Source organism: Actinoplanes sp. NPDC051537, from assembly GCF_055586105.1.
Genome location: NZ_JBVJIU010000003.1, coordinates 59,739 through 75,608 on the forward strand (window position 1 = coordinate 59,739; position 15,870 = coordinate 75,608).

Sequence of the window (15,870 nt, forward strand, 5' to 3'; positions counted from 1 at the left end):
GAATAAGACGCGTGAAGCGATACGCCCTGATCGCCGCGCTGGCCATCGCCGCGTATCAGCTGATCCCGGCGGACGGCTGGTGGGAGAGCGGCTGGCAACTGGCCGTCGGCTACCTGGGCGTCGCCGGCATCCTGACCGGCGCGCGCCGCCTGCCCCGCCGCGACCGCCTGCCGTGGTGGTGCTTCGCGTTCGGCGTGGGCGCCAACGTCACCGGCATCCCGGTGTCGATCTGGGCCCAGGAGGTGCTCGGCTGGCACGGCCTGCCGACCCCGGCCGACCCGCTGTTCCTGCTGCTCTACCCGGCCTGCGCGGCCGGGCTCGGCCTGCTGATCCGCCGCCGGGAGCCGCGCCGCAACTGGACCGCGGCCGTGGACGCCGCGATCATCACGACCGGGCTGGGCCTGCTGGCCTGGGTCTACGTGATCAAGCCGGCGACGCTCGGGCAGGACATCGACATGCTCGGGCGCGCGGTGCAGGCCGCGTACCCGATCGGTGATCTTCTGCTGCTGGCCATGATGACCCGGCTCCTGCGCGGCGACGGCACCCGCGGCGCCCCGTTCTGGTGGATCACCGGCTCGCTCGGCGCGTTCCTGCTCGGCGACACCGCCTGGGTGGTGGTCGGCAGCCTGCCCGAGGTCGGCGCCGAGGTCGAGGTCATCCAGTGGGTGCACCGGTCGATCGACATGGTCTTCCTGACCGCGTTCGTGCTGTTCGGGCTGGGTGCGCTGCACAACGACGCCCAGCAGATCGGCGCGGCCGCCGCCCCCCATCCCGTCCGGCTCGGCAAGATGCAGCTGGCGCTGCTCGCCGCCGCCTCGCTGATCGCCCCCGGCCTGCTCGCGGTCCAGCTGCACCAGGGCCGGGTCACCGACGGCCCGGCCATCGTGGTCGGCTGCTCGACGCTGTTCCTGCTGGTCGTGGTGCGGATGGCGCAGCTCGTGCGGGAGGTCGAGCGGCAGGCCGCCCAGGTGCGCGACCTGGCCCGCCGCGACGAGCTGACCGGCCTGCCCAACCGCCGGGTCTGGAACGAGGACCTGCCGCGGGCGCTCGAGTTCGCCCGGCGCGACGGCCGGCCGATGAGCGTGGCGCTGATCGACCTCGACCACTTCAAGCTGTTCAACGACACGTACGGCCATCCGGCCGGCGACCGCCTGCTCAAGGAGGCGTCGGCGGCCTGGCACGGCGCGCTGCGGGCGGTCGACCTGCTGGCCCGCTACGGCGGCGAGGAGTTCGTCGTGATGCTGCCGGACGCCGAGGAGCCGGAGGCGCGGCGGATCCTCGAGCGGGCGCTGGCCCTGACGCCGCAGGAGCAGACGTTCTCGGCCGGCATCGCGGTCTGGGACCGGGCGGAGAGCGCGGACGAGCTGGTGGCGCGGGCCGATGCCGCGCTCTACGCGGCGAAGGCGGCCGGCCGCAACCGCGTCACGGTGTGAGCATCAGTCTTTCTCGAGGAGCGAGGCGGCGTGCCGGCCGGCGGCCGCCGCGGTGACGAAGTAGGCGTGGTCCTGGTCGAGCCCGCGTCCCATGGTGGAGAGGCCGACGGGACTCGCGCGGAGCGCCTCGTCCAGGCCCGCGGTGGGCACGCGGATGATGCGGTGCCGCGCGGCGAGCGGCGCGATCGCCGCGTCGACCTGCGCGGCCAGGGTGGGTTCCAGGCCGTCCGGCACCGGCAGGTCGGCGGTGATCAGAGCGACCTTCCCGTACGCGGTGAGCGTGTGATGGGAGATGCCCCGATGCCGTGGCCGCCCGTCGCCGTCCGAGACGCGCAGCGATCCGACCGGCCGGCCGCCGAGCGTGCCGATCGCGTTGACCGCCTCGCCCAGGGCCACCCCGGAGAAGCCCCAGGTCGTGCCCGTCCCGAGGTTGCCCGGCCCCTGGGCGACGATCGTGACGTCGGCGCCGAGCACGTGCCGGGCGGCGAGCAGGCCGGTGTGCACGGTGCTCGCCTCGAGGTCGCCGCCGAACGCCTGGCCGGTCGTGATCGTGCCGGCCAGGTGGTCGCGCAGCCCGTCCAGGGTGCGGGAGAACCACGCCGGGAGCGCGCCGCCGTCGGTCATCACGTACGCCACCCGGGCCGTCCCGTTGTCGGCCCGGATGCCGGCCAGGATCGCCGGGAGCGCCGAGTGCAGGTCGGCGGTCACCACCGGCATGCCGTCCAGCGACGTCGCGGCGGCCATCACCGCCCGGTGCGGCGACGCCTCCTCGTCCACGCCGAGCCGGATCGCCTGCAGCGGCGTGTAGCGGGCCTTGACCAGGTGGCCGGCGTCGCGGGTGCCGCCGTCCTCGGCGGGGTCGGCCGGCAGCCGGTCGGGAAGGGCCACCACCAGCGCGTAGCCGCCGGTGCCCAGGCCCATGACGAGCGCGCCGACGTTCAGCAGCACGCGGTCGCCCGGTCGCGGTTCGCCGACCAGCCCGGGGTAGGCCAGGGCGCGCAGCACGCCGTCGGCGGTCTCGACGTCCAGCTCCATCGCGCCGTGCCAGCGGCGGCGAACCGTGAGAACCGTCCCGGACCGCCAGCGCACCATGACCGGCGAGGCTACTCGATCCCGCCGTCGACGTGGTGGCGACCGGCCGTGCCCCGGGTCGGGTCCAGGAACACGTACCGGATGCCGGGGTATCGGGCCCGCAGCCGCCGTTCGGCCTCGTCGGAGGCGTCCTCGATCTCCCCGCCGGTGACCTCGTCCTCGAAGTCGACCTTGGCCGCCACCAGGATGTCGCCCGGGCCGAGCTGCATGGTCAGCAGCGTCGGCACGGCCACCACGATCGGGATGCCGGCCAGGTCGGCGGCGATCTGGTTGTGGATGCGGCGCGGCACCGAGCGCCCGACCAGCAGCGACGCGTTGCTGCGGGCGAGGATCGCGGCGACCAGGAAGAGCAGCACGCCGATCGCGATCGAGGCGATCCCGTCCCAGAGCTCGTCGCCGGTCATCTCGGTGAGCGCGAGGCCGAGCGCGGCGAGGACCAGGCCGACGAGGGCGGCCGAGTCCTCGAAGTAGACCGCCTTCACCGTCGTGTCCGGGGTCAGGCGCAGGAACCGGGATCGGCTGATGCCCCAGCGGCGGGACTCGCCGGCCACCTGGCGCTGGGCGCGCAGGAAGGAGGTGCCCTCGGCGACGAACGAGATCGCCAGCACCACGTACGACCAGACGAACTCCCCGCTCTTCTCGTCCGTCACGATCGCCGTGATGCCGTGGTAGATCGAGAAGCCGGCGCCGCCGACGAAGGTGAACAGCGCGGCGATGAAGGCCCAGACGAAGCTCTCCTTGCCGTAGCCGAAGGGGTGCTCCTCGTCGGCCGGTTGCCGGCCGCGTACCAGCGCGACGTAGAGGAAGACCTCGGTGATAGTGTCGGCCAGCGAGTGGGCCGCCTCGGAGAGCATCGCGGACGAGCCCGAGACCAGGCCCGCCGCCAGCTTGGCCACGGCGATCGCGAGGTTGGCCGAGCCGGCCAGGATGACCGTGCCGACGCTCTCGTTGCCCCCTTGTTCGCCTTTCGCGTCGTCCGGCGCGGCAAGCGGCTCGGCGCCGGCCAGCCCGACGGGCGTCTCTTCGGCGGGGTTCTGCTCAGAGGTCACGCTGATCATCCTTCCCCCCGCCGGTTACGAAATAACAGTGCGGGCCCCGCTGCTGCTAGCGTTGCCTCTCGTGTCGCGGACCCGCACCGAGCGCCTGGTCAATCTGGTGATCTGCCTGCTGTCCACGCGACGGTTCCTGACCGCCGCGCAGATCGCCGCGACCGTGCCCGGCTACGAGCACGATCCCTCGGATTGGCGCGACCACGAGGCGTTCCAGCGCAAGTTCGAGCGGGACAAGGCCGAGCTGCGCGAGCTCGGCGTGCCGCTGGAGACCGGCACCGCGAGCATCTTCGACCAGGAGCCCGGCTACCGCATCGCGCACCGCGAGTACGCGCTTCCCGACATCATCCTCGAGCCGGACGAGGCCGCGGCGGTCGGCATCGCGGCCCGCCTCTGGCAGCACGCCGGCCTGGCCGCGGCCGCCTCGTCGGGCCTGGCGAAGCTGCGCGCGGCCGGTGTCGAGGTCGACCCGCAGGCCACCCTCGGCGTCGAGCCGGTGATGACCGTCGACCCCGCCTTCGGTCCGCTCACCAGCGCCGCCCGCGATCGCCGCGCGGTCACCTTCAGCTACCGGGTGCCGGAGGTCGACGACCCCGCCACCCGTCGTCTGGAGCCGTGGGGCGTCGTCTGCTGGCGCGGCCGGTGGTACGTGGTCGGGCACGACCGCGACCGCTCGGCGACCCGGTGTTTCCGGCTCTCGCGCATCGTCGGGAACGTGCGCCAGGTCGGCCGCCCGGGGGCCTTCGTCCCGCCCGCGCAGCTCGACCTGATCTCCCACGTGGCCGGGTTCGACGGGCCGGTCCAGCGCACCGGCCGCGCCTCCGTCGTGGTCAAGCCCGGCAAGGCGGCCGGCCTGCGCCGCTGGGCACTGTCGGCGGACGGCGACCGGCTCACGCTGCCCTTCGCCGACGCCGAGCGGCTCGCCTCCACGCTGGCCGGGTACGGGCCGGACGTCTTCGTCGAGGGCCCGCCCGAGGTCCGCGACGCGGTGATCCAGCAGCTCAAGGAGGTCGTGGCCCGGCACGAGGGCGTGGTGGCGGCATGACCGGCCCGCGCACCTCCGTCGACCGGCTCGGCCGCCTGCTCAACCTCGTGCCCTACCTGCTCGCCCGGCCCGGCATCCTGGTCGCCGAGGCGGCCTCGGACCTGGACGTGAGCGAGCGGCAGCTGCGGGAGGACCTCGAGCTGCTCTGGGTCTGCGGCCTCCCCGGGTACGGGCCGGGCGACCTCATCGACATGGCGCTCGACGGCGACCGGGTGACGATCAGCCACGACGCCGGCATCGACCGGCCGCTGCGGCTCAACCAGGACGAGGCGCTCGCGCTGGTGGTGGCGCTGCGGATGCTCGCCGAGACGCCCGGCACCGGCACCCGCGACGTCATCGAGCGCGCCCTCGCCAAGATCGAGAACGCGGCCGGCGACCTCGCCGACGCGCCGGTCGCGGTCAAGCTGCCGGCCAACGCCGAGAAGCTCGACAAGATCCGGGCCGCCGTCGAGGGCGGGCACGCGCTGCGGATCACCTACTACACGGCCGCGCGGGACGAGACGACCGAGCGGGTGATCGACCCGATGCGGGTGCTCATGGTCGCCGGCCGGGCCTACCTCGAGGCCTGGTGCCGGCGGGCCGAGGCCACCCGGATGTTCCGGGTCGACCGGATCGACGCGTTCACCGAGCTCGACGAGCCGGCCGCGCCGCCGCCCACGGCCGAGCCGCAGGACGTGAGCACCGGCGTCTTCAAACCCACCGCCGACCTGCCGCTGATGACGCTGCGGGTGGGCCGGCACAGCCGGTGGATCACCGAGTACTACCCGGTCGAGGAGGTGCGCCCGTCGTCCTCCTCGTCGGGGGAGTGGCTCGTGACCATGCGGGTGTCCGACCTCGGCTGGGCCCAGCGCCTGCTGCTCGGCCTCGGCCCGGACGTGACCGTGGTCGGCCCGCCCGAGCTGCTGCGGCGCATCCGGGAACAGGCCACGGCGGCGCTCGACCAGTACAGCTCGCCCGCCCGGTAGGGTGGCCCCCGTGCTGTTGTGGATCTGGATCGCCGTGATCGTCGTCGCTGTCGTCATCCTGGCCGTGGCCGGCATCCGGCTGCTCGGCCGGCTCGGCGGGCTGGGCCGGGCGATGGCGAGGTTGCAGTACCGGCGCGAGGAGGCGCTGCAGTTGCAGGAGAAACTGCTGGTCCTGCAGCAGACGGTGGCGCAGGTCGAGGCCCGCGTGCCGCACCGTCAGTAATCTTTACAGAAGCGGTGAGGTGCCGTACCGTGCGGCGTTCCTTCCCCGTTGTCCAAGACTTCGCGGGGCGGAGAGAGAATCCTCCGGGGTCCGGTGGGCTACTTCACCAGAATTGACACGTACGATGGACCCCGCACTAACTGATCCGATCGACTGGAGTTTTCCATGGGTGCCCTCAAGCCATGGCACATCGCCATCTTCGTGGTCGTACTCGTGCTGCTTTTCGGCGCGAAGCGGCTTCCGGACGCTGCCCGGTCGCTCGGCCGTTCGCTGCGCATCATCAAGGCTGAGACCAAGGGCCTCATCGACGAGCACAACGACACCGCGGAGAAGGCGGAGCCGCAGTACTCGCGCCAGCCGATCCAGGGTGACGTGCAGCAGCCGCCGGCCCCGGGCTACCAGCCGCCTCCGGCGCAGCCGCAGCAGCAGTACCAGCAGCCGCCGGCGCAGCCGTACGTCGACCCGGTGCAGCGCACCAACGACCGCTGACCGTCGGTCATGGCGCTGACCCTTCGCCGTCAGGGGCGGCCCAGCAAGTTCGAGCAGGCCGCCGACGGCTCGATGACGCTGATCGACCACATCCGGGAGCTGCGTAACCGGCTCTTCGTGGCCTCGCTCGGCCTGGTCGTCGGCCTCATCGTCGGCTTCATCCTGTCGAACTGGGTCTTCGACCTGCTGAAGGAGCCGTACTGCGCGCTGCCGTCCTCCTGGTCGAGGCGGGCGGACGGCACGCCGTACTGCGACTTCCTGGTTCTGGGTGTCGGCGACGGCCTGATCATCCGGCTCAAGATCGCGCTGTGGGTCGGCATCATCGTCGGCGCGCCCGTCTGGCTCTACCAGCTCTGGGCGTTCATCGCGCCCGGCCTGCACCGGCACGAGCGCAAGTGGGCGTACATCTTCGTCGCGATCGCGGCGCCGCTGTTCGTCACCGGCGCCGTGCTGGCCTACCTGGTGGTCGGCCACAGCCTGGCCTTCATCATGGAGGCCGGCGTCCTGGGCGAACCGACGAAACTCGAGGTCGGGAGCTACTTAGGCTTCGTCTCGAGCATGCTGTTGCTGTTCGGGGCGGCCTTCGAGTTCCCGCTGATCCTGCTCATGCTGAACTTCACCGGTGTGGTCTCGGCCCGCCGGCTGCTCGGCTGGTGGCGGATCGTGATCTTCCTGTCGTTCGCGTTCGCCGCGGTCGCCACCCCCGACCCGGGCCCGTTCGGCATGACGCTGCTCGCCGCCTGCATGGTGCTGCTCTACTTCATCGCGGTCGGCATCGGCTTCATCAACGACCGGCGCAAGGGCCGGGGCCGCGAGATCTACGCCGATCTCGACGACGACACGATCTCCCCGCTCGAGGACGACCGCGTGCCGGTCGGCGCGTCCGACCCGATCGAGGCGCCCAGCCCCGTCGACGGACCGACGCCGGTCAGCAAGCCGCTGCCGCTCGAGGGCCGTTTCGACGACATGACGTAGTAACATCGCCCGCCATGACGAGCGGTGACATCGCGGTGCTGGCCAACCCCACGGCGGGGCGTGGCCGGCACCGCGGTCTGCTTCCCGGGGTCGTGCAGCGCCTCGGCGCCGCCGGCCACCCCGTGCGCCTGCTCGAGGCCTCGTCCGCCGAGGAGGCCGAGAAGGCCTGCCACCGCGCGGTCGCCGACGGCTGCGCCGCCCTGGTGGCGGTCGGCGGCGACGGCACGGTCCACCTGGCCCTCCAGGCGGCCGCCGCGCGCCCCGTCCGCTTCGGCGTGGTGCCCGCCGGCACCGGAAACGACTTCGCCGCCGGCACCGGCGTCGCCGCCGACCCGCTGGTGGCCGCCGCGGACATCGCCGACGCCTTGCGTTCGGGTGACGCCGTCCCGATCGACCTGGCCCGCACCACCGGCACCGACGGCGAGGTCCGCTGGTTCGGCGCCGTCCTGGCCGCCGGCTTCGACGCGATCGTGAACGAGCGGGCCAACCGCATGCGCTGGCCCCGTGGCCCGCGCCGCTACGACCTGGCCATCGCCCTGGAGATGGTCCGCGTCCGTCCGCGCCTCTACGCCCTCGAGATCGACGGCGTCGACCACGGCTTCGAGGGAACGCTGGTGGCGGTCGGCATCTGCCCGTCGTACGGGGGAGGGTTGCGCATCGTTCCCGCGGCCGACCCTACGGACGGTCTGCTGGACGTGGTGACCGCCGCGCCGTTGAGCCGCGCCGCCATGGCCCGCCTGAAGCCGCGCCTGCGCTCGGGCACGCACGTGACCGACCCACGCGTCCGGACATTTCGGGCGAAACAGGTCAGGCTGCACTCGGACGGCATTATCGCGTACGCCGACGGCGAGCGGTTGGGCCCGCTCCCGCTGGAGATAACCTGCATCCCCGGCGCGTTGCAGTTGCTCCGCTGACTCTTGTTGTGGTGGCGCCGCCTTGAGGAGACCACCGGGAGCGGTCGGGTTGCGGGGGACGCCTCACGGTCAGTTCCGCCCCTCGCGGCCGAACGTGTTGGCATGTCGCTCAGCTCTCTTCGCTCCTTCACCGGTGCCGCCTCGCTCGCCAACACCGCCTTCGACACGGCCCGCTCGACGCTGAAGGCCATGGCCGAGGCCGCCGTGCCGCCCGCCGGCGAGGAGGCCACCGCCGCCGGCCAGAGCGACAACGCGGCGCCGAAGCCCGCGACGGAGGGCCTGATGACCGCGTCGGAGACCAAGGCGGCCGCCGCCCCGTCCACGCCGGAGAAGCCGAAGCGTGGCGTCCGCCAGGGCACGGTGCTGGACGCCTACGCCTGATCGGGCGGCTGCAGTTCCCCACCCCGTTCACTGGGTGGGGACACGTTACGGCCCGGGTACGACAATTCGGCGGGGATATCCCCAGGGCGCCTCAGGCGGCGCAGCCCGCCAACGCCAGCGCCGCGGTCAAGCCGTTCGGGTGGCCCGGCTCGGACGCCGGCAGCACCAGCGCCGCGCAGCCCGCCCTTACCGCGCCCGCGTCGGCCGGGGTGTCGCCGACCATCAGCGTGCGCTCCGGGGCGACCCCCAGCATGCCGCAGGCGCGCAGGAAGATTGCCGGGTCGGGCTTGGTGCGGCCGACCTCGTAGCTCAACGCGTACGCGTCGACCAGCGCGTCCATTCCCCAGGCGGCGAAGTGCGGCCGGATGTCGAAACCGATGTTGCTCACGACCGCGACCTTGATCCCGGCCTCGTGCAGCGTCCGCAGGGTCGGCTCGGTGTCCGCGTACGGCAACCAGCCCTCCGGCCCCAGCAGCCGGTCGTAGAGGGCGTCCGCCAGGCCCTCGATGTCGCTGGGCACCGTCGCCGCCAGGCCCGTGAACGCCGCGCGGTGGCTGTGTGCGTAGAGATCGCGGTCGGCCCAGTGCTCGGCCAGCTGGGGCGGCACCCGGCTCGGCAGCGGCCCGCCGGCCCGCCCGGCCATCACCAGACGGTCGGCCAGCATCGTGGCCTTTCCCCGCTCGAGCTCGTGCCCGCAGGCCACCGCGGCCGCCTGCACCCACTGCACGGGGTCTTCCACCTGGGCGAGCGTGCCGTGGAAATCGAACAGCACGCCGTCGACCTGACGGGACGGCCGATGGGGAGGGTGAGCGGTCTCCGGCACGGGTGCACCATACCTACCCGGTCCGACAGCCTGGGACGCAACCGCCGGTGCTGCAAGTTGTCACACCCACGAACTAGCCTTGTGGTCATGACGAGTCCCGCCGAGCGGTATGCCCAATCCAAACGGCGGGCCGAGTTCCCGGCGCTCGAGGATTTCATGGTTGACGTCGGGTTCGACCTCGACGACTTCCAGCGGGCGGCCTGCGAGTCGCTCGAGCGGGGCAGCGGTGTCCTGGTGTGCGCGCCGACCGGGGCCGGCAAGACGGTGGTGGGCGAGTTCGCCGTGCATCTCGCGCTGCGGGCGGGCGAGCGGAAATGCTTCTACACCACGCCGATCAAGGCGCTGTCCAACCAGAAGTATCACGATCTCGTCGAGCGCTACGGGCCCGACAAGGTGGGGCTGCTGACCGGCGACAACGCGATCAACGGCGATGCGCCGGTGGTGGTGATGACCACCGAGGTGCTGCGCAACATGCTCTATGCCGGTTCCAGAAGCCTCAAGGGCCTGGCGTACGTGGTGATGGACGAGGTGCACTACCTGGCCGACCGGTTCCGCGGCGCGGTCTGGGAGGAGGTGATCATCCACCTCCCGGCGTCGGTGACCCTGGTCTCGCTGTCGGCGACGGTCAGTAACTACGAGGAGTTCGCCGACTGGCTGGTCACCGTGCGTGGCGAGACCGAGGTGGTGGTCAGCGAGCACCGGCCGGTCCCGCTCTGGCAGCACATGCTGGTCAGCCGGCGCATGTTCGACCTGTTCCACGACGCCGACGCGGCCCGCAAACACGACGTGCACCCCGAGCTGCTGCGCTACACGCGCGAGATGGAGCGCCGGCTCGAGCTCACCGACCGGTCGTACGGGCCGGGCAGCCGCGGTGGGCGGGGCCGGCGATGGCAGCCGCCGCCGCGGGCCGAGGTGGTCGACCGGCTCGAGCGGGGCGGGCTGCTCCCGGCGATCCTGTTCATCTTCAGCCGGGCCGGCTGCGACGCCGCCGTGCAGCAGTGCCTGGGCGCGGGGCTGCGGCTCACCGACTCCGGCGAGCGCGCCGAGATCCGCCGCATCGCCGACGCCAAGGTCGCCGGCATCCCGCGGGAAGACCTGTCCGTGCTGGGCTACTGGGAGTGGCTGGACGGGCTCGAGCGGGGCGTCGCGGCCCACCACGCCGGCATGCTGCCCGCGTTCAAGGAGGCCGTCGAGGAGTGCTTCGTCCAGGGCCTGGTCAAGGCGGTCTTCGCGACCGAGACCCTGGCGCTGGGCATCAACATGCCGGCCCGCTGCGTGGTGCTCGAGCGGCTGGTCAAGTTCAACGGCGAGGCCCACGTCGACCTCACCCCGGGGGAGTACACGCAGCTCACCGGCCGGGCCGGGCGCCGTGGCATCGACGTCGAGGGCCATGCGGTCGTGCTCTGGAGCCCCGAGGTCGACCCGCGGCACGTCGCGGGGCTCGCGTCCACGCGCACCTACCCGCTCCGGTCGTCGTTCCGCCCGTCGTACAACATGGCGGTCAACCTGGTCGGCTCGGTCGGCGCCGACCAGGCGCACGACCTGCTGGAGTCCTCGTTCGCGCAGTTCCAGGCCGACCGGTCGGTGGTCGGGCTGGCGCGACAGGTGCAGCGCAACGTCGACACCATGGAGACGTACGGGCAGGACGCCGCGTGCCACCACGGCGACTTCGACGAGTACTTCGCCATCCGGGTCGCCATCGCCGACCGGGAGAAGGCGCTCGCCCGGCAGGGGGCCAACCAGCGCCGGGCCGCGGCGGTGTCCTCGCTGGAGCGGCTGCGGGTCGGCGACGTCATCCGGGTGCCGCAGGGCCGCCGGGCCGGGCTGGCCGTCGTGCTGGAGGCGCCGACGGGCGGGTTCGGCGAGCCGCGGCCGCTGGTGCTGACCCAGGATCGGTGGGCCGGCCGGGTCAGCCCCGCCGACTTCCCGGCCGAGGTCGAGGTGCTGGAGCGCATCCGCGTACCGAAGCACTTCAATCACCGCTCGCCCGCCGCCCGCCGCGACCTCGCCGCCCAGGTCTCCGCCACCGGCCTCGATCGTCATGGTGGCGGCCGGCGCGGCCGGCGAGGAGGCGGCAACACCGGCGAGGATGCCGAGATCGCGCTGCTCAAGGTGCGGATGCGGCAGCACCCGTGCCACGCCTGCCCCGAGCGGGAGGAGCACGCGCGGTGGGCCGAGCGGCGCCACCGGCTGCAGCGCGACACCGACGCCCTGCGCGACAAGGTGGCCGGGCGTACGGGTTCGCTGGCCCGCACGTTCGACCAGGTGTGCGCGGTCCTGCGCGGCCGCGGCTACCTCTCGCCGGACGGCGAGGTCACCGAGACCGGCCGCATGCTGGGCCGCATCTGGTCCGAGGCCGACCTGCTGGTCGCCGAGTGCCTGCGCCAGGGCGTCTGGGACGGCCTCCAGCCCGATGAGCTGGCCGCCGCGGTGTCCATGGTGCTCTACGAGTCGCGCCGCGAGGGCGACGACCGGGCCTCGGTGCCGAAGGGCGCGGTCACCTCCGCCGTCGACGCGTGCACCAAGCTGTGGGGTGAGATCGCCACCGACGAGGCCGACCACGGGCTTCAGCTCACCCGCGAGCCCGACCCCGGCTTCGTCTGGCCGATGTACCGCTGGGCGCGCGGCGAGCCGCTGGCCCGGGTGCTGGCGAGCGGGCACAACTACGACGCCGACATGCCGGCCGGTGACTTCGTGCGCTGGGCGCGGCAGGTGCTCGACCTGCTCGGCCAGGTCAAGGAGGCGCCGGCCGCCTCCGAGAGCGTGCGGGCCGCGGCCCGCAAGGCCATCGGCGCGGTCAACCGGGGCGTGCTGGCCTACCAGGGCGAGCTGTGACGGTCTACCGCACGCCGCAGTTCGGGCTGCGTGCGGTCATCGCCGGGTGCGGCGCGGCCGGGCTGCTGCTCGGCGATCACCGGGTCATCCACTACACGGCGCAGAGCAACCTGATCACGCTGGCCTACTTCACCGGCGCGCTCTACTGGATGGTCAAGCGGGCTACGGTCGAGCCGCCGGCGCCGCGGTGGCGCGGCGCGGTCACGCTGTGGATCCTGATCACCGGCCTGGTCTCGCATTTCCTGCTCAACCACGGGGCGAACCCGTTGCCGGGGCTGACCGCGGACGACCCGGCGACCGCGCTGACCAACTGGTCGCTGTTCCTCGTGCACTACGTGGTCCCGGTGCTGGTGCTGGCCGACTGGGTGGCGTTCGGGCCGCGCCGCCGGGTGCACTGGCGCGACATTCCGCTGTGGATCGCCTACCCGCTGGGCTACGGACTGATGATCGAGGTACGCGGCGGCCTGTTCCCGGCGGCGTCGGTGCGCTACCCGTATTTCTTCCTCGATCCCACCGGGCACGGGTACGGCTGGGTGGGTCTCCAGTTCCTGCAGCTGGGCGTGATGTTCGGGGTGCTGGGCGCGCTCGTGGTCGGCCTCGACCGGTCGATGTCCCGGGGTCGCGGCCCGGCGCCGGTGGAATCGGACGAAACCCGGCGCCGGCCCGAGACCGTCGACGCGGAAAGCTAGGCGACGCGGAGAGCTGGGCGACGCGGAAAGCTGGGCGAAGCGGAGAGCTGGGCGAAGCGGAGAACTGGGCGAGGCGGAGAGCTAGCCGACGCGGCCGAAGCGGACCTCGCGCGGGCTCCAGATCTTCGCGAGGCGCACCTTGTCGCCGGGCTTGGGGGCGTGCCAGACCAGGCCCCCGCCGGCGTAGACGGCCACGTGGTAGGCGTGCCGGCCGGTGACCCAGAAGACCAGGTCGCCGGGGCGGGCCGTGGCGCGGCTGACCGGGTGGGCGGCGTGGTACTGGGCGTTCGCGGTGCGGGGGAGCTTGATGTGGACCGCGCGGTAGGCGTAGGTGGTCAGGCCCGAGCAGTCGAACGCTCGCGGGCCGGCGGAGCCGTGGCGGTAGGGCTTGCCGTGCTGGGAGCGGGCCGCGGCCACCACGCGCGCGCCGCGCTCCTGAAGGAGGCGGGCGGCCGCGGCGGACGAATACCGGGCGGAGGCGGCCGGAGAGGCCGGAGCGGCCGCGGCGGGAGTGGCCTCGAAAGCCACGAAAGCGGCGAGAAGGGCGATCAGGGCAGCGACAACCGTGGAACGGACAGCAGAGAGCACGGAGGATCCTGGTCCTTCAACCGCCTGCGAGGTTAGCTGTCGGGTTGGGCCTGAAGGCGGCCCGTCGCGCGATGCGACCTCACCCCAAGCCGGCGCGATGGCCGGCGCAATCGGGTTCCCCGCTCCCGCCCACTGAAGTTTCCGATCGGAGACAGGTCATGGACCGCCGCGCGGTGGGCGGGACTCGGCGTCCCCGCGGCGGGTGGCGGCCACCGGCGAGAACGCGCGGTGGCAGCGCAAGAATCGATCGGGCCGGGAAACGGGATCCGGCAGCAAAACGAGCAGCCGCTACCGGATGGCTACCCGTGAATCGGGGCGTCGAGGCCGGTGAGGGGCAGACCGGACCCGCCCCAGGCGGTCGCGATGATCTCCGCCGCGATCGCGACGGCCGTCTCCTCGGGGGTGCGCGCGCCGAGGTCGAGACCGATCGGAGCGGACAACCGGGCCAACTGGGTCTCGGACACGCCCGCCTCGCGCAGTCGGCGCAGCCGGTCGGAATGGGTGCGGCGGCTGCCCATCACGCCGATGTAGCGCGCGGGCGTGCGCAACGCGACCTCGAGGAGCGGCACGTCGAACTTGGGATCGTGAGTCAGGACACAGAGCACGGTCCGCTCGTCGACCGACGTGGACTCCAGATAGTGGTGTGGCCACTGGACGATCAGCTCGTCCGCGCTCGGGAACCGCTTGCGGGTGGCGAAGACGGGACGGGCGTCGCAGACGGTGACGTGGTAGCCCAGGAAGCCGCCGATCCGGGCGACCGCGCCGGCGAAGTCGATGGCGCCGAAGACGATCATCCGGGGCGGGGGCAGGAACGTCTGCACGAAGACCTCGATGTCCTCGAGGCGCTGCTCGCCGTGCGAACCGAGGTGGACCGTGCCGGTGGCGCCGGCCGAGAGCATGCCGGCGGCCTGCTGCTCGGCGGCGCGGTCGAGGCCGGGGTCGCCGAGCGTGCCGACGACCTTGTCGGGCCAGATCACGAGCTGGTTGTCGGTCATCGAGACGGTGGCGACCGGGCGGCCGGACGCGAGGGCGGCCAGCACGTCGTCGAGGTCGGTGAGCGCGACCGAGGGCTGGACGAGCAGCTCGATGGTGCCGCCGCAGGTGAGACCGACCTCGAAGGCGTCGCCGTCGCTCACCCCGTACGTGTGCTGCTGCGCCTTCTTGGTCTCGATGACCTCCTCGGCGGCCGCGTAGACCGCCCCCTCGACGCAGCCGCCGGAGACGCTGCCGAGGACCTCGCCGTGCTCGTTGACGGCCATCGCCGAGCCGGGCTGCCGCGGGGCCGAGTTCCACGTGCGCACGACCGTGGCCACCGCGAACGCGATGCCCTCGGCCCGCCACGCGATCAGTCCGTCCACGATGTCCCGCACGGCCGTACCTTCCGCGATCGGCGCCGCGATCGTCAACGCCGAGTTAAGAGATCCCTTAGGTCGCTGTTGACATTGATCCGGATGCGAGACAGATTCACGGGCAATTTGAGGGAGGTGCAGCGTGCAGGTTCCGGCTCCGTTCGAGTACGAACGTGCCACCAGTGTGGACCATGCCATCGGGCTGCTGGAACGTCTGGGCAGCTCGGCGCGGCTCGTGGCGGGCGGGCACAGCCTGCTGCCGATGATGAAGCTGCGCCTGGCCAACTTCGAATATCTTATCGACATCAACCCGCTTCACGATCAACTCGGCTATATCCGGGTCGGTGCGGATGACGTACGCATCGGCGCGCTGACCCGCCACCGCGAGCTGCTCGAGTCGGACGAGCTCGCGGCGGCCTTCCCGATCTTCCGGGACGCCGAGCGGGTCATCGCCGATCCGGTCGTGCGCAACCGGGGCACGCTGGGCGGCTCGCTCTGCCAGGCCGACCCGTCGGAGGATCTCTCCGCGGTGTGCACGACGCTCGACGCCGCGTGCGTGATCCGCGGCCCGGGCGGCGTCGAGCGGGTCGTGTCGATGGAGGAGTTCCACGTCGGGCCGTACGAGACGGCGGTCGGCGACGGCGAGATCCTCACCGAGATCCGGATCCCGCGCCGCGCCGGCGGCGGAAGCGCCTACGAGAAGGTGGAGCGCCGCGCCGGGGATTGGGCCGTGGTGTCCGCGGGCGCGGCGGTGTGGCTCGGCGGAGGCGGCGCGATCGACGACGCGCGGGTGGGCCTGGCCGCCGTTGGCCCCAATACCACCGGAATTCGCGAAATCTCGGACATCATGCGCGGCCGGCAGCCGAGCGAGGAGCTTTACGAGCGGGCCGGCGAGATCGCCGCCCGCAGCTGTGACCCGGTCACCGACCAGCGGGGCAGCGAGGAGTACAAGCGCCACCTCGCGGACGAGCTGACCCGGAGGACCCTGCGCAAGGCCGTCGAGCGGGCGAGGAGCTGAAC

Annotated in this window: 16 protein-coding genes and 1 riboswitch; of the genes, 11 read left to right on the forward strand and 5 right to left on the reverse strand. The window is 72.6% G+C overall.

Going from position 1 to position 15,870, the window contains the following annotated elements; translation table 11 throughout:
- The first annotated feature begins 11 nt into the window (after nucleotides 1-11).
- Nucleotides 12-1,433, forward strand: coding sequence for a GGDEF domain-containing protein (locus ACZ6TB_RS07190; protein WP_465551567.1), 1,422 nt, complete (start codon nucleotides 12-14; stop codon nucleotides 1,431-1,433).
- Nucleotides 1,434-1,436: 3 nt separating this feature from the next.
- On the opposite strand, the gene ACZ6TB_RS07195 is transcribed toward ACZ6TB_RS07190, so the two are convergent.
- Complete coding sequence (locus ACZ6TB_RS07195) at nucleotides 1,437-2,525, reverse strand: DUF3866 family protein (protein ID WP_465551569.1); 1,089 nt, start codon at nucleotides 2,523-2,525, stop codon at nucleotides 1,437-1,439.
- A gap of 11 nt (nucleotides 2,526-2,536) precedes the next feature.
- Nucleotides 2,537-3,583 (reverse strand): cation diffusion facilitator family transporter, encoded by a 1,047-nt coding sequence (locus ACZ6TB_RS07200; protein WP_465551571.1) that lies wholly within the window; start codon nucleotides 3,581-3,583, stop codon nucleotides 2,537-2,539.
- A 61-nt stretch (nucleotides 3,584-3,644) separates the two neighbouring features.
- On the opposite strand from ACZ6TB_RS07200, the gene ACZ6TB_RS07205 reads away from it, so the two are divergent.
- The 7 genes from ACZ6TB_RS07205 (at nucleotide 3,645) to ACZ6TB_RS07235 (ending at nucleotide 8,566) form a co-directional block, all read left to right on the forward strand.
- Complete coding sequence (locus tag ACZ6TB_RS07205; RefSeq protein WP_465551572.1) at nucleotides 3,645-4,619, forward strand: helix-turn-helix transcriptional regulator; 975 nt, start codon at nucleotides 3,645-3,647, stop codon at nucleotides 4,617-4,619.
- Nucleotides 4,616-5,584 carry a helix-turn-helix transcriptional regulator gene (locus tag ACZ6TB_RS07210; protein ID WP_465551574.1) on the forward strand — a complete coding sequence of 323 codons (969 nt, stop codon included), beginning with the start codon at nucleotides 4,616-4,618 and terminating at the stop codon, nucleotides 5,582-5,584. Before ACZ6TB_RS07205 ends, ACZ6TB_RS07210 begins: the two co-directional genes overlap by 4 nt.
- Before the next feature lie 10 nt (nucleotides 5,585-5,594).
- A complete protein-coding gene (locus ACZ6TB_RS07215) occupies nucleotides 5,595-5,807 on the forward strand; it encodes a hypothetical protein (protein WP_465551576.1) in 213 nt (70 codons plus the stop codon).
- 165 nt (nucleotides 5,808-5,972) lie between these two features.
- On the forward strand, nucleotides 5,973-6,296 hold the full coding sequence (gene tatA / locus ACZ6TB_RS07220; protein ID WP_465551578.1) for a Sec-independent protein translocase subunit TatA: 324 nt from the start codon (nucleotides 5,973-5,975) through the stop codon (nucleotides 6,294-6,296).
- 9 nt (nucleotides 6,297-6,305) lie between these two features.
- Nucleotides 6,306-7,271, forward strand: coding sequence for a twin-arginine translocase subunit TatC (tatC, locus tag ACZ6TB_RS07225; protein ID WP_465551580.1), 966 nt, complete (start codon nucleotides 6,306-6,308; stop codon nucleotides 7,269-7,271).
- Between the two features lie 14 nt (nucleotides 7,272-7,285).
- Complete coding sequence (locus ACZ6TB_RS07230; protein ID WP_465551582.1) at nucleotides 7,286-8,185, forward strand: diacylglycerol kinase family protein; 900 nt, start codon at nucleotides 7,286-7,288, stop codon at nucleotides 8,183-8,185.
- A 102-nt stretch (nucleotides 8,186-8,287) separates the two neighbouring features.
- Nucleotides 8,288-8,566 carry a hypothetical protein gene (locus ACZ6TB_RS07235; RefSeq protein WP_465551584.1) on the forward strand — a complete coding sequence of 93 codons (279 nt, stop codon included), beginning with the start codon at nucleotides 8,288-8,290 and terminating at the stop codon, nucleotides 8,564-8,566.
- Between the two features lie 91 nt (nucleotides 8,567-8,657).
- On the opposite strand, the gene ACZ6TB_RS07240 is transcribed toward ACZ6TB_RS07235, so the two are convergent.
- On the reverse strand, nucleotides 8,658-9,389 hold the full coding sequence (locus ACZ6TB_RS07240; protein ID WP_465551586.1) for an HAD family hydrolase: 732 nt from the start codon (nucleotides 9,387-9,389) through the stop codon (nucleotides 8,658-8,660).
- An 87-nt stretch (nucleotides 9,390-9,476) separates the two neighbouring features.
- On the opposite strand from ACZ6TB_RS07240, the gene ACZ6TB_RS07245 reads away from it, so the two are divergent.
- Together ACZ6TB_RS07245 and ACZ6TB_RS07250 are read left to right on the forward strand one after the other, a co-directional pair.
- Complete coding sequence (locus ACZ6TB_RS07245; protein ID WP_465551588.1) at nucleotides 9,477-12,224, forward strand: DEAD/DEAH box helicase; 2,748 nt, start codon at nucleotides 9,477-9,479, stop codon at nucleotides 12,222-12,224.
- Nucleotides 12,221-12,913, forward strand: a complete 693-nt coding sequence (locus ACZ6TB_RS07250; protein ID WP_465551590.1) for a Pr6Pr family membrane protein — start codon at nucleotides 12,221-12,223, stop codon at nucleotides 12,911-12,913. The genes ACZ6TB_RS07245 and ACZ6TB_RS07250 overlap by 4 nt, the downstream gene beginning before the upstream one ends.
- An 81-nt stretch (nucleotides 12,914-12,994) precedes the next feature.
- Here ACZ6TB_RS07250 and ACZ6TB_RS07255 read toward each other — a convergent pair whose 3' ends face one another.
- Both ACZ6TB_RS07255 and ACZ6TB_RS07260 read right to left on the reverse strand, forming a co-directional pair.
- Complete coding sequence (locus ACZ6TB_RS07255; RefSeq protein ID WP_465551591.1) at nucleotides 12,995-13,501, reverse strand: C40 family peptidase; 507 nt, start codon at nucleotides 13,499-13,501, stop codon at nucleotides 12,995-12,997.
- A 6-nt stretch (nucleotides 13,502-13,507) separates the two neighbouring features.
- Nucleotides 13,508-13,655: riboswitch (cyclic di-AMP (ydaO/yuaA leader) on the reverse strand.
- Between the two features lie 145 nt (nucleotides 13,656-13,800).
- Entirely contained in the window at nucleotides 13,801-14,871 is a 1,071-nt protein-coding gene (locus tag ACZ6TB_RS07260; RefSeq protein WP_465551593.1) for an XdhC family protein, read from the reverse strand.
- 121 nt (nucleotides 14,872-14,992) lie between these two features.
- On the opposite strand from ACZ6TB_RS07260, the gene ACZ6TB_RS07265 reads away from it, so the two are divergent.
- Nucleotides 14,993-15,868, forward strand: coding sequence for an FAD binding domain-containing protein (locus tag ACZ6TB_RS07265; RefSeq protein WP_465551595.1), 876 nt, complete (start codon nucleotides 14,993-14,995; stop codon nucleotides 15,866-15,868).
- Nucleotides 15,869-15,870: the final 2 nt, after the last annotated feature.